General features: G+C 73.0%; 6 protein-coding genes and 3 pseudogenes. 6 read left to right on the top strand and 3 right to left on the bottom strand.

Translation table 11 applies throughout. The features are described from left to right. A complete protein-coding gene (locus BJF88_RS16590) occupies nt 1-432 on the bottom strand; it encodes a nuclear transport factor 2 family protein (RefSeq protein WP_075829596.1) in 432 nt (143 codons plus the stop codon). Then, nucleotides 429-1,109, bottom strand: coding sequence for a VOC family protein (locus BJF88_RS22585; protein WP_255372121.1), 681 nt, complete (start codon nt 1,107-1,109; stop codon nt 429-431). The genes BJF88_RS16590 and BJF88_RS22585 overlap by 4 nt, the downstream gene beginning before the upstream one ends. A 329-nt stretch (nt 1,110-1,438) precedes the next feature. Here BJF88_RS22585 and BJF88_RS18620 point away from each other — a divergent pair. From BJF88_RS18620 to BJF88_RS16555, 5 genes and pseudogenes are all read left to right on the top strand, one after another. Next, a pseudogene (locus tag BJF88_RS18620) lies at nt 1,439-2,772 on the top strand (alpha/beta fold hydrolase). 73 nt (nt 2,773-2,845) lie between these two features. Next, a pseudogene (locus BJF88_RS22580) lies at nt 2,846-4,255 on the top strand (MFS transporter); the annotation flags it as partial. 80 nt (nt 4,256-4,335) lie between these two features. Then, nucleotides 4,336-4,734 (top strand): nuclear transport factor 2 family protein, encoded by a 399-nt coding sequence (locus BJF88_RS16565; protein ID WP_075829594.1) that lies wholly within the window; start codon nt 4,336-4,338, stop codon nt 4,732-4,734. Nucleotides 4,735-4,862: 128 nt separating this feature from the next. Next, nucleotides 4,863-5,294, top strand: coding sequence for a hypothetical protein (locus BJF88_RS16560; protein WP_075829593.1), 432 nt, complete (start codon nt 4,863-4,865; stop codon nt 5,292-5,294). Nucleotides 5,295-5,377: 83 nt separating this feature from the next. After that, nucleotides 5,378-8,167, top strand: a complete 2,790-nt coding sequence (locus tag BJF88_RS16555; RefSeq protein ID WP_083649224.1) for a BREX system ATP-binding domain-containing protein — start codon at nt 5,378-5,380, stop codon at nt 8,165-8,167. A 30-nt stretch (nt 8,168-8,197) separates the two neighbouring features. Here BJF88_RS16555 and BJF88_RS16550 read toward each other — a convergent pair whose 3' ends face one another. Beyond that, nucleotides 8,198-11,716: a replicative DNA helicase gene (locus BJF88_RS16550; protein ID WP_369824661.1), complete on the bottom strand. Its 3,519-nt coding sequence runs from the start codon at nt 11,714-11,716 to the stop codon at nt 8,198-8,200. Between the two features lie 585 nt (nt 11,717-12,301). Between BJF88_RS16550 and BJF88_RS16545 the strand changes: the two are divergent. Further along, nucleotides 12,302-13,595 (top strand): annotated as a pseudogene (locus BJF88_RS16545) (MATE family efflux transporter). Nucleotides 13,596-13,696: the final 101 nt, after the last annotated feature.

Below are 13,696 nucleotides of genomic sequence, written 5' to 3'. Positions count from 1 at the left end.
TCAGCGCTCGAGGTGCCGCCCTCGGAACTCGGCGGACCGGACCAGCCACCGACCGTCGTGCCGGTGATAGGTCTGGTGGGCGTACCCGAGGTCCCGCCGCACCGTGCCGTCCGGGCGGACGAGCACGCCCTCGACGGTCCACATGCCCTCGGCGCGCGTCGGCGAGTGCACCACCAGCTCTTCCCCGAACGCGTGGACGGACAGCGTGCCCGGGCCCACCTCCAGCCCGACCGACGTCCCGATGTCGGGGGCGTCGGCGAACCACGCCAGCTCGCCGTCGGGTCGGTACCCGCGCAGCTGTCCGTCCCCGCAGAAGCACCGGTCGACGTCGGCCCAGACGCGCTCGCCCGCGGCACGGCACAGGCGTGCCTGCAAGCGCCTGACGGCCTCGGTGGCCTCGAGCCGCTCGACCGGGTCCAGACCGTCACTCACTCAGGCAGCTCCTGGCCCGCCGCCGCACGCACCATGTACTCGGCGTACCACGTCGGCCACTCCGGGTCCTCGTGCCCGATCCGTTCCTCGTGGCGCCCGTGCGCCACGGCCGCAGCACGCAGCGCGACGGCCAGCTCGGCCGGCGAGTCGTAGCGGGTCTGGACGATCCGGCCAGGGATGCGGACGGTGACCTCCTGGACGTACCACGTGTTGCCGTCCGGGTCCTCGAACGCCAGGAAGGAGCCGTACGAGCGACGCTCCGGCGCGAGACCCGGCTCCCGCCGCTCCTCCTCCTCGTGGTGGAACACGCCGGTCGCCTCGTGGAAGATCTTGCTGGTCGCCACGCCTCGTGCGACCAGGACGGCTCGCGCGGCCTCGATGTCGGGGACGACCAGGTGCAGGCCCGTGGCCGACCCCGGCTCGGCGCGGGTCACCCCCGTCCCGAAGATGATCGACGCGGGTGACCCGGGCGGTGTGAACTCCACGACCCGGTAGTCGGCCGCCACGGCGAGGTCGACGTCGAGCGTCCAGCCGAGGCGCTCGTAGAACGCCTTCGCGCGGTCCACGTCCGCGACCGGGATGACGACGACCTCGAGCTTCGACGCGAACGCCGGATCGCCGACCGCTGGCGTGGCGGCGGTGCCGGCGACGACGGGCTCGTCCATCTGGGTGCTCATCGAGAACTCCTCTCGTCCGGTCCGGCCGACGGTCGACCGGTACACCGAGTCTCGGCCGCGCCGCGGCCACGTCGCGCCCGTGAGAACCCCTGGCACGGACGCGTGCGGAGGTCCGCGGACGTGTGCGGAGGTCCGCGGACGTGTGCGGAGGTCCGCGCGGCAGACACGTCCGGCTCGTGGAGGACGACCGCGCCCGTCGCCCGACCGGGTGCACGACCAGTCGGAGACACGGGTCCCACGGGCAGGACTCCCGAGCGAGCCTCGTGACACGGAGCGGCCGGACGGCCGCCGAGGACCCGGCCCTGCCGGCGAGAGAGGACGAGGACACCATGACGCTGTACGAGTCGGAACGTGCCGAGACCCGGTGGGTCGACGGCGAGCTCGCGAGGTACGCCTACCGCAGGTTCGGCGTGCGGGGCGGTGTCCCGCTCGTGCTGACGCTGCGCTTCCGCGGGACGATCGACCACTGGGACCCCTACCTGCTGGACCTGCTCGCGGCCGAGCGCGACGTCATCGTCTTCGACAACGTGGGCACGGGGCGTTCCTCGGGCACGCCTCCCCGGTCGGTGGAAGGCCTCACCCGCGGCGCGACCGACTTCCTCGACGCGCTCGGGCTCACGACGGTGGACCTGCTCGGCTGGTCCATGGGCGGGTACGTCGCGCAGTGCGTGGCGCTCCTCCGCCCGGCGAGGGTGCACCGGCTCGTCGTCGTCGGGAGCGGTCCCGGCGGCACCTTCCCCGGGCTGCCGCCCACCGAGGACCGCGTCTGGGAGGCGGCATTCCGTGAGGAGAACACGGACGAGGACTTCCTGCTCCTGTTCTTCCCCGAGGACGACGCCGCTCGCGACGCCGGGCGCAGGTCGCTTCGCCGCCTCGACCGGCGCCTCGCCGATCCCGGGCACGCCGAGGTCTCGCCCGAGGCGGTCCGCGCCCAGATCGAGACCATCCGGAGCTTCGAGGGCAACCTCGACCTGCTCGGCACCCTGGCGACGCCGACGCTCGTCGTCAACGGCGTCCACGACGTCATGATCCCCGCGTACGCGAGCTTCGCCATGGCGCAGCGTCTGCCGCACGCGCGGACGATCCTCTACGGCGACGCCGGGCACGGCGTCCTCTTCCAGCACCCTGAGGCGTTCAGCAGGGACGTCCTCGACTTCCTCCGCGGCGACGACTCGCTCGCCGTCCACGGGACCGAGCGGGACGCCCTCGCCGACCGCGTCGCGCGGCTGGAGGCGGTCGAGCAGATCGGCGCCCTCAAGGCGAGGTACTTCCGGTACGTCGACGAGAAACGCCCGGACGACCTGCTCGGTGTCTTCACCCCGGACGCCCACCTCGTGACCGACGGCGTCGAGTGGAGCTCGCCCGAGCAGTTCGTCGCGACCGTCGGGTCGCTGGTCGGCGGCGCGCCACCGCGCACCACGGGCACATGCCCGAGATCGAGATCACGGGCCCGGACACCGCGACCGCCGTGTGGGCCATGGAGGACGTGCTGCCGTTCCGCGCCGGACCCGACGCCCCTCAGGGCCACCGCGGGTACGGCCACTACCGCGAGACCTACCGCAAGGTCGACGGTCACTGGCGCATCGCGTCGATGGTGCTGACCCGCCTGCGGCTCGAACCTCTCGACAACTGGGCCCCGGACCTCGAGGTCCACGGTGCGTGAGACCCGCGACCCACGCCCCCCGGCACGCGACCTCGCGGGCGCTCCCGTCCGCGCGACCCACCTGGAGCACACCATGCCCGTGGACCCGACCGTCGACCGCGCGCCGTCGCGGGAGCTCCTCCCGGTCGTCCTCGCGACGACGCTCCTCGTCACCATCAGCACGGCGATCGTCAACGTCGCACTGACCCGCATCCAGGCGGACCTCGGCTTCAGCGCCGCGACGCTCTCCTGGGTCGTCAACGCCTACCTGCTGACCTACGGCGGGCTGCTCATCGTGGGGGGTCGACTGAGCGACGTGATCGGACGGCGCCGGACGCTGCTGGTCGGTCTCGCCGTCTTCACGATCGGATCGGGGGTCGCGGGACTCGCCTGGGACCCGAGCTCCCTCGTCGCGGCACGCGCCCTCCAGGGCGTGGGTGCGGCAGTGGCGTCCCCCGCGGTGCTCGCGATCGTGACCCACAGCTTCACCGGGCACGCGCGCGCGAAGGCCCTGGGCTGGTTCAGCGTCGTGCTCGGGGTCGGCTTCTCGCTCGGGATGATCCTCGGCGGGGTGGTCGTGCAGTGGCTGGACTGGCGTTGGATCTTCTGGCTCAACGTGCCGCTCGGCATCGCGCTGCTGGTCCTGACGCCCGTCCTCGTCCCCGCCCTGCGCTCCCCGGACAGGCACCGGCTCGACCTGCCGGGCGCCGTGCTCACCATCACGGGCACGGTGGGCGTCGTGCTCGCCTTCGTCCAGCTCGCCGGCACGCACCGCGTCGGGACCGTGGTCGTGGTCGGCCTGGCCGTCGCCGTCGTCGCGGTCTCCGGACTCGTGCTCCGCCTGCGGTCGGCAGCCGAGCCGCTGGTCCCCGTGGCGCTCTTCGCCCGTCGGAGCGTCGTAGGCGCCTTCCTCGCCAACGGGCCCGCGGCGGGCGCTCTCACCGGGGTGGTCTTCTTCCTCTCGCAGCTGTTCGGCACCGGCCTCGGGCTCGCCCCGATCGCGATCGGAGCGCTCTTCGTCGTCTTCACCGCCCCGCAGCTGGCCAGCGCGCTGTCGGCCAGCAGGCTCGTCCGCGCGTTCGGGGTCCGCAAGGTGCTGAGCACGGGCCTCGGACTGGCCGTGGCCGGGATGGCGGCTCTCGCGATCGCCGCACCGTCCGGGACCGTGTCCGTGCTGCTCGTCCTGGGCATGGTGACGACCGGGCTCGGTGCAGGGGTCGTCTACTACGGCGTGAACATCACCGTCATGTCGTCCGTCGCACCACGATTCGCAGGTGCCGCGGCCGGCGTCGTGCAGACGTCGGTGCAGCTCGGCGCCTCGGTGGGGATCGCGGTGCTCGTCCTCGTGCAGTCCTTCGCAGGCACGAGGGGTGCCCTGCTCGCCGCCGCGGGCTTCCTCGCGCTCGCGATCGGCGCCGTCTCGCTGCGGGACCGTGCCGCGCCGCCCGTCGACGACGAGCACGCCGACCACCGGGACGCACCGGCGACGTGGGTGCCGCGGACGACGCGACGCCCGCCCCGACACCGTCCGCCTGAGCGTCAGGCCGCCCTGCGGCCGACGCCCGTCACCGAGAGGAAGCCCCCGTGTCCGACAACCCGAGCGCCCGTGAGGCGCGCAACGACGAGGCGATCCGCGCGTTCCTGGCCGAGTTCGAGCAGCGGGAAGCCTCCCGTCTCACGCCGTACCTCACCGACGACGTCACCTTCGAGAACTACGGCGACGCGCCGCTCCAGGGCCGCAGCGCACTCGTCTCCTTGTGGGCGGGCGTCTTCCGGACCTTCGAGCGGGTCCGGTTCGAGACCCTCAACCAGGCGGTCGACGGCGACACCGTGATCGCGGAGCAGATCCACGGGCTCGCGCTCCCGGGCCGGGACCTCGCACCGATCCGCAACCTCGCGGTCTACGAGCTCCGGGACGGCAGGATCGCGGCCTGGCGCGACTGCACGAACCCGGCCGAGGCGTCCCGGCTGCTCGGCGTGTGACCGGCGTCCCGCCGGGGCGGGACCAGGGACCGGACCAGTGCCGCACCCCGGTGCGGCCCACGGTCCTCCGCCGCCACGGTGGAGGGACCGGGCGGACGTCCTGCCCGGTCGTGACGAAAGGAGACATCATGCCCACCGCCCGCTTCCACCTCACGTCGTCGCTGAGCGCGCCCGAGGTGCTCGCCGTCCTCACGGACTTCTCCCCCCGGCGTCCTGACGCCTGGCCCACCATCGACGCCGAGCACTTCCAGGTGCACGGGATCGGCGAGAACTGGGCCGAGGTGACCGAGGGCACCGAGGCGTCCTGGGAACGTGCCCACTACGAGTGGGACGCGACGCGGAACCAGGTCGACATCACGACCCTCGACTCGAAGATCTTCGGCCCGGGAGGAGGCTGGGTGTTCCGGCTCACGCCGCAGGGGACGGGCACCCGGATCGACGTCGAGCTGACGCGGGCGCCGCACGGCCTGAAGGCGAGGATGCTGGGGGCGCTCCTGCCCGTCGTCGCCCCGGCGTCCTTCCGGAAGGCCTTCAGCGGTCCCTTGCAGGCCGTCGCCTGAGGCCAGGCGCGAGCGCAACGGCCCGGCGAGACCAGTGAGTCCCACGGGCGCGACCCGGGACCCCGCCCCCTAGCGTCGACGGCATGGACACCTCGACCACGGCGCGAGAGCCGCTGCGGCACCGGCCCGGTGCCCGCGGCGGCCGACGCGTCGGAACGGGCTCCCCGGTGGAGCTGCACGGCAGGCGGCGCGAGCGCGACGTCCTCGACCAGCTGCTCCGTGACGTGCGCGGCGGCCGCAGCCGGGTGCTCGTGGTGCGGGGAGAACCGGGTGTGGGCAAGAGCGTCCTGCTGGACCTCGCGGCCGCGCAAGCCACCGCCGTCGAGGTGGTGCGCGCCGCCGGGGTCGAGGAGGAGTCCGAGCTGGCGAACTCCGCCCTGCAGCAGGTGTGCGCGCCGCTGATGCAGCACGCAGCCCGGCTCTCGGAGGTGCACACGACCGCCCTGCGCACCGCCTTCGGTCTCGCGTCGGGCGCACCGCCCGAGCCGCTCGTGCTGGGCATGGCGGTGCTCGCGCTCCTCGCCGAGGCCGGAGCCGGCACACCGCTGCTCTGCCTGGTGGACGACGCCCAGTGGCTCGACCGGAGCTCGTCCCTGATCCTCGGGTTCGTGGCGCGCCGGCTCGACGCGGAGTCGGTCGGCCTCGTCGTCGCGGCACGCACCCCTGCGGCCCACGACGCGTTCACCGGCCTGCCGGAGCTGGTCGTCGACGGCCTCGACGCCGAGGCCGCTCACGCGCTGCTGACGTCCTCGCTCGCTGGGCCGATCGATGCTGCCGTCCGCGACCGGATCGTCGCGGAGACGCGGGGCAACCCGCTGGCGCTCGTCGAGCTTCCCCGGGGGGTCCCCGTCGCCGAGCTGGCGTTCGGGTTCGGCGAGAGCAGGGACCGCCGACTGACCAGCCGGGTCGAGGAGGGGTTCCGGCGGCGGCTCGACGCGCTCGGCCCGGACGCGAGGACGGCCGTGCTGGCGGCCGCGGTGGAGCCTGTCGGTGACTCCTCGCTCCTCCTGCGCGCACTCGACGTGCTCGGTGTCCCACCCGCCGCAGCCGCGGCGGCCGAGGCTGAAGGGCTCCTGGAGCTCGGCCCTCGGGTGCGGTTCCGCCACCCTCTCGTCCGCTCCGCCTCCTGGCGCTCGGCGGACCCGCGCACCCTCCGGCGTGTCCACGGCGCCCTCGCCGAGGTGACCGACCCGCGGCTCGAACCCGACCGGCGCGCCTGGCACCGCGCGCACGCCACGATCGATCCCGACGAGTCGGTGGCCGCCGAGCTCGAGGCCTCGGCGGACCGCGCGCTCGCCAGGGGCGGACGAGCGGCGGCAGCGGCGTTCCTCGAACGCTCGGTGGTCCTGAGCCCGGACCCGGCCCGACGCGCAGGACGGGCGCTGTCCGCCGCGCTCGCCCGGCTCGACTCCGGCGAGCCGGCCGCGGTCTCCGGCCTTCTCGTCACCGCTGAGCGGGGTCCGCTCGACGGGCTGCAGCGCGCGCAGGTCGCACGGCTGCGCGCGCAGACCGCCTACCTGCTCAACCCGGGCCTCGGTGCGGGCACGGCGCTGCTGGAGGCCGCCGCCCGGCTCGCCCCGCTCGAACCCACGGCGGCTCGCGAGACCTATCTCGCCGCACTCGGGTCCGCGCTGTGGTCCGGGCGTCTCGGTCGACCCGAGGCCCTGCAGGAGTCCGCCCGTGCCGCCGCCACCGCGCCCACCGCCGACGACGCACCCGGCCTGTTCCTCCAGGGCCTGACACGGTGGGGCCTCGACGGCCCGGCGACCGGGTTCCCGCTGCTGTCCCGCGCGGTCCAGACCCTGACCGCGACCGACGACCTGCGCCTCCTGTGGCTCGCCGCGATGGTGTCGATGGAGCTGTACGACCTCGAGTCGTGGATCCGCGTGACCGGGCAGGCCGTCCTCTGGTCCCGGACCACCGGCACGCTGTCGATCCTGCCCGCCGCCTTGTCGTACCGGGCGGGAGCGCTCGTCTTCGCCGGTCGGCTGGACGAGGCACGCGCGCTCCAGGAGGAGTCGTCCGCGACGGGCCAGGTCACGGGCGTCGAGACGTTCCTCGCCACCGGGGCGGTGATGGCGGCGCACCTGGGGCGCGAACCGGAGGCGCTCGACGCGATCGGAAGGCTTCGCCGCGACGCGCACGAGCGTGGCGTCGGGCGTCTTCTCGGCGTCGCCGCGTACACGCGAGCGGTGCTCTACAACGGTCTCGGTGATCCCGAGCAGGCGATGGCGTCCGCGGCGGAGGCGACCCGCTACACAGACCTCTCCATGTACCACTGGAGCCTCGGCGAGCTCGTCGAGGCAGCGGTGCGGCTCGGCGAGCACGAGGCCGCGCAGGAGGCGGCCGGTCGGCTGTCGGTGCGGACGTCCGCCTCGGGGACCCCCTGGGCGCTCGGCGCGCAGGCCCTCGCTCAGGCGCTGACGGCGAGGGACGGCACTGCGGAGACGCACTACATCGCTGCCGTCGAGCACTTCGGACGCGGTCGCGTCGGGATGGGCGTGGCACGAGCGAACCTGCTGCTCGGCGAGTGGCTGAGACGCGAGGGCAGGCGGGTCGACGCCCGGGAGCGGCTGCGTGACGCGCACGAGGCGTTCGTCGCCATGGGAGCGGTGGCGTTCGCCGAGCGCGCCGGCCGGGAGCTCATGGCGACGGGCGAGACGGTCCGCAAGCGGGTCGCGGGCTCGGAGGAGGAGCTCACACCGCAGGAGGAGCAGGTGGCCCGGCTCGCCATGGCGGGGCGCACCAACCCGGAGATCGCGGCGACGATGTTCCTGAGCCCGCGCACCGTCGAGTGGCACCTGCGCAAAGTCTTCGGGAAGCTCGGCGTCACCTCCCGGCGCGATCTCTCGGCGGCGCTCGGAGCGCGGTGATCCTCGACTGGGCACAGCGGCCGAACGACGCTACATCTGCATGTCGGCGAAGCGTTGGTAGTGCCCCTGGAACGCCACGGTGATGGTGTCCGTCGGGCCGTTACGGTGCTTCGCCACGATGAGGTCGGCTTCGCCGGCTCGTGGCGACTCCTTCTCGTACGCGTCCTCGCGGTGGAGGAGGATCACGACGTCGGCGTCCTGCTCGATGCTGTTGTGAGCCGCGATCCCGTTCGCGACGAAGTTATGGGCGTCGACCACGGTCGCGTCGAACACCTGCTTCTCCCCCACCGGTTCGATGGCGACGACCTCGTCCCACAGCAGGTCGTTCATCGCCATGATCTCGAGCTTCTCGCTCTCGAGGACGGACGCGATCTTGGTCAGGCGGTGTCGCGACGGAGCGCTCTTCCACAGGGCGCTTCCGCAGAACTGCGTGTCGATCGCCGCGGCAAACTCCCGCTGCGTCATCTCACGTTCCACGAGCAGCTCGCGCACGTCCTCCCAGACCTGGCGAGGAACCGTGTCGACGTTCGTGTTCGGCCGCGTGTCCCGGATGATCGCCAACAGCTTCTCGGCGGTGTCGCCGCGGTCGCCGTGGACACCGATCTCCTGGAGGAAGCGGCGCTGGTCGTCCACACCGCTGACGTCGAGCGTCCAGCCGGTCCGGTAGGCGCCCTTGGGCGTCGTCCGACGAACGCGCGTGGAGATGCCGAACCGGAGCAGGAGCCGCGACAGGCCGTCGACGAGCCCGCGCGAGGTCGAGGCGTAGTAGATGCGTCCGCCGCGGCCGTTCTTGTTCACGGTCACCGAGCCGTCTGTCGCCCAGATGTGCTTGATGAACAGCGCGATCTGATGCTTGGGCAGGTGGAAGACGCTCGTCGGGATGAACTTCTCGTGGCTTCGCGCGCCGAAGAGCCCCATGTCGTCGAGCCACTCGGCGATCGGGTTCCGCTTGCCGTGCGTCAGGCGGTACGGCGCCGGCAGCCGCAGCGTGGTGCACCGCGCGGCGGCGTACTCGTCCCGCACCGGTGTGATCCCGAACGCCGTCGCTGCGTCGCTGACGGCCGACAGGTTCCGCTCGTCGATCGACGCGTACCGGATGGGCTGACGCTCGACGAACGAGCCGTCCCCCAGGAGGTGCGCAAGCATGACGACCTTGTGGTCGTCCCACTCCACGTTCTTCTCCGGGCCGGGGACGTGGCGCGGCACACCGATGCGCGAGCCCACCTCCAGATCGCCGAGGGCCGTCCAGCCGTCGTAGGTGAGGAACGGGTGGTTCGCCGTCGCCTCGACCTCCTTGCCGGAGGACAGGCGCATCCGGAAGACCGGCTTCACGCCCGTGGGGAACACGTGCGTGAGGTGACGGCGCACGTACTGGAGCCGGTCGTTGAGCGCCCAGACCGGCACGTCCTTGGCGTTGAGCGCGAACAGCTCGCCCAGCGTGGTCTCGGCACCCGTGTCGGCGCGCAGGATCTTCGTGTCCTCGGGGAAGCAGCCGGACTCACGCAGGTCGCTCATCTGCGGTTTCTTGTCGCCGCGCTGCTCCGGACCACGGTTCAGCTGCGAGATCGCGATGACCGGGACTTCCAGCTCCTTCGCGAGCAGCTTGAGCGCACGGGAGAACTCGGAGACCTCCTGCTGACGCGACTCGACGCGCTTCCCGGACGACATGAGCTGGAGGTAGTCGATGACCACGAGCTTGAGATCGTGCCGCTGCTTGAGCCGTCGGCACTTGGCCCGGATCTCCATGAGCGACATGTTCGGCGAGTCGTCGATGAACAGCGGCGCCTCGGCGACCTTGCCCATCGTGCCGGCAAGCTTCTGCCAGTCGCCGTCGTCCATCTTTCCCGAGCGCATCCGGGTCAGCGGCACCTTCGCCTCGGCGGCGAGCATACGCATCGTGATCTCGTTGCGGCTCATCTCCAGGGAGAAGATGACGGACGCCATCTGGTGGTGCACCGCCGCGTGCGTCGCGACGTTGATGCCGAGCACCGAGTTGTGCGTCGGGACCATCGACCGGCCCGCGAGGTACAGGTGAGAGGGGTGCTCGACCTCCACGCAGCGCACCGGCACGGACTCGACCCGACGCACGTCGACGACGAACCGTGAGGTCAGCCGTGCGGTGCCGGGGCGTCGACGTTCCTTGTGGACGAGGCGCTTGCGCTCCAGCGCGAACACGTCGTCCTCCGTCGTGAACGTGATCGTGTACGCCGTGGACGACGCCGCGCTCCGGCCCTTCACCGACTTCGTCGACCAGCCGGTGCGGTAACCGAGCGAGTGGACCAGCTCGCGGACGTCCGTCGCGAGACGCTCGTTGGTCAACGCGATCTGGACGCTGCCGGTGGGGTTCACCGTCCCGTCCGTGTCGAGCAGCCCGGCGAGGAGCTCACGGCGCTGGTTCTCGCTCGCCCGGAGGTACGCCGCGGGGACGTGGGCGGTCGACGGCATCCCCAGGGCGCGGAGCTGCCCGTCCGTCGGATCGACCGCGTAGCCGAGACCTTCGATCCGCATCGCGATCTCGGGGTCGGCGGAGGTGAACTCCGCGCGCCGGGAGCTGCCGTCGCCCAGCCACACACCGAGCGCGTACGGGTGGATCGGCAGATCCGCCTCGGGGAGCGCGAGGGCGGCTGTCGTCGCGATCGAGTGGTTCGCGCGCTGGTCGGCGGTGGCACACCGCACCGTGGCGGCGAGCTCCTCCGTCGTGCGCACCGCTGACTCGGGCGTCTCTCCGCTGCTCACGCGGCGACGCTGCGCACGGGTCGACGTGACCCACTGGTGCCACGCGTCCGCGACGATGACCGTGCCGTCGTCGAGCTCGACCTCGTAGCAGGGGCGGTCGACCATCACGTCGGTGGCCGCGACGACACCCGTCGGCGTCCCGTCGGCCGTGAGCAGCAGGTCACCGACGGCGACGTCGCCCATCGTCGTCCACCCGGTCGGCGTCGGGAGCGGTGTGTCGAGGGCAAGAGCCTTGCCGATGGCCGGACGCGCCGCGACGACGACCATCTGTCCCGGGTGCAGACCGTTCGTCAGGCGGTCGAAGTCGGAGTACCCCGTCGGGACGCCGGTCATGCCCTCGCCGCGGCCCTGCGCGGCCTCGATCTCGTCGAACGTGGGGCCGAGGATCTCCGACAGCGGCAGGTAGTCCTCGGTGGTGCGCCGCTCGGTGACGGCGTAGACCTCGGCCTGGGCGTTGTTGACGATGTCGTCGACGTCGCCGCCGTCGGTCGCGTAGCCGAGCTGGACGATGCGCGTGCCGGCCTCGACCAGGCGGCGCAGCACCGCGCGCTCGCGCACGATCCGGGCGTAGTAGCCGGCGTTGGCGGCGGTGGGGACGCCGGCCATGAGGTCGTGGAGGTACGGGGCGCCGCCGATGCGCTGGAGCTCGCCACGCCGCGTCAGCTCCGCGACGACGGTGATGGCGTCGGCCGGCTCGCCACGGCCGTAGAGGTCGATGATCGACTCGTAGATGACCTCGTGCGCGGGGCGGTAGAAGTCCGAGCCGCGGATCTGCTCGATGACGTCGGCGATCGCGTCCTTCGACAGCAGCATGCCGCCCAGGACGCTCATCTCGGCCGCGACGTCCTGCGGCGGCGTGCGGTCGAACGCCGACGACGGGCCGGACCCCCCGTAGCTGTCCTCGAGCTCCTCGATCGACATGCGCCCCTCGCTCCCCCGGCTCGCCGAGGCCACCAGGCCCGGCAGCGGGCCTCACCCGCGTCGTACACGTGTTCTACAGCGGGCCACCCACACGACTGTCCCGGTGGCCGCGCCTCCCGTCCCGGCAGACACGACCCCGCGACAGTAGAGGCCGGATCGCGCGGACGGCAAACAGCCCTGTGCACAGGATCGTGGACAGTCACCCGCGATCCTGTGGACACACCGCCGCGCGCTGTGCACACCCGGTGGACAACCATGTGGACAACTGGGGAATTCTCCTGTGTACAACTCCTGGCACGGCCGGTGACCAGCGCATTCACTACCCTCAAGGGTGTGGACGAAAGAAAGTCCGACGACACGCCGACGACACGCCGGAGACCCTCCGGCCCGCCGCCGGACACCCGTCCTTCACCCGCCGGGCCTCGCCGCGCCGAGCCATCCACAGGCCGTGGCCGGCGATCCGCGCTCGACCGGCAGATCCTCGCGCTGGCCGTCCCGGCGCTCGGCGCCCTCGTCGCGGAGCCGCTGTTCGTCCTCGTCGACTCGGCCGTGGTGGGCCACCTCGGGACCGCCCAGCTCGCCGGCCTCTCGCTCGCCTCGACGCTGCTCGTCACCCTGGTCGGCCTGTGCGTCTTCCTCGCGTACGCGACCACCGCCGCGGTCGCGCGCCGCCTCGGTGCGGGACAGGAGCGTGAGGCGCTCCAGTCCGGCGTCGACGGCCTGTGGCTCGCGCTCGGTCTCGGCGTCGCGCTCGCCGCCGCCCTGTGGATCGCCGCGCCGTGGGCGGTCGGCGCGATGGGCGGCACGGGCGACGTCGCCGGCCACGCCGTCGTCTACCTGCGCTGGTCCGCGCTCGGCCTGCCCGGCATGCTGCTCGTCCTCGCGTCCACCGGCGTGCTCCGCGGCCTCCAGGACACCCGCACGCCCCTGTGGGTGGCCGCCGGCGGCGCCACCCTCAACGCGGTCCTCAACGTCGTGCTCGTCTACGGCGCCGGGCTCGGCATCGCGGGCTCCGGCATCGGCACCGCCGTCGCCCAGCTCACCATGGGCGCCGTCCTCGTCGCGGTCGTCGTCCGCGGCGCCCGACGCCGCGGCGCCGCCCTGCGCCCCGCCGCAGGAGGCATCTGGGCCACGCCCGGGCCGGCGTCCCGCTCTTCGTCCGCACGCTGTCCCTGCGGCTGGCGATCCTGCTCACCGTGTTCGTCGCCACCGGCCTCGGCGAGGTCACGCTCGCGGGCTACCAGGTCGTGAGCTCCGTGTGGGGGCTCGCCGCGTTCGCGCTCGACGCGCTCGCCATCGCTGCGCAGGCGCTCGTCGGGCACGGGCTCGGCGCGACGACGTCCCCCGCGTCCGCGCCGTCCTGCGCCGCACGCTCCAGTGGGGCGTCGCGGCAGGAGCCGTCATCGGCGTCGTCATGGCGGCGGGCGGCTGGTGGTTCGCCCTGCTGTTCACGACCGACCCCGAGGTGCGCCTCGCCGTCGCGCTCGGCATGGCCGTGTGCGGCGCGCTCATGCCCATGGCGGGGTGGGTCTTCGTCCTCGACGGCGTCCTCATCGGCGCCGGCGACGGCCGCTTCCTCGCGTGGGCCGGCATGGTGACGCTCGCGGTCTACGCGCCGTTCGCGCTCGCCGTCCGGCACTGGGCGCCCGACGGCGCGACGGGGCTCGCGTGGCTCTGGCTCGCCTTCGCGGGGGTCTTCATGGCCGCACGCGCCGTCACCACGGGGCTCCGCGCCCGCGGCACCCGCTGGATGGTCACCGGCACCGCCTGAGGCCGGCGCCGCCCGGGACGTCACCGCCGGGGCCACCGCCGGGGCCACCGCCGCGGCCGCGCGACGCGGGCCCGAGCAGCGCGAAGGCCCGGCCCCTCGGG

Source organism: Cellulosimicrobium sp. CUA-896 (assembly GCF_001942335.1).
GTDB lineage: Bacteria > Actinomycetota > Actinomycetes > Actinomycetales > Cellulomonadaceae > Cellulosimicrobium.
This window is presented reverse-complemented; position numbering and strand designations above follow the sequence as displayed.

Coding starts and splice junctions, on each gene's coding strand:
- BJF88_RS22585 (WP_255372121.1), bottom strand. CDS start 1,109: ATGAGCACCCAGATGGACGAGCCCGTCGTCGCCGGCACCGCCGCCACG.
- BJF88_RS16560 (WP_075829593.1), top strand. CDS start 4,863: ATGCCCACCGCCCGCTTCCACCTCACGTCGTCGCTGAGCGCGCCCGAG.
- BJF88_RS16555 (WP_083649224.1), top strand. CDS start 5,378: ATGGACACCTCGACCACGGCGCGAGAGCCGCTGCGGCACCGGCCCGGT.
- BJF88_RS16550 (WP_369824661.1), bottom strand. CDS start 11,716: ATGCTGCTGTCGAAGGACGCGATCGCCGACGTCATCGAGCAGATCCGC.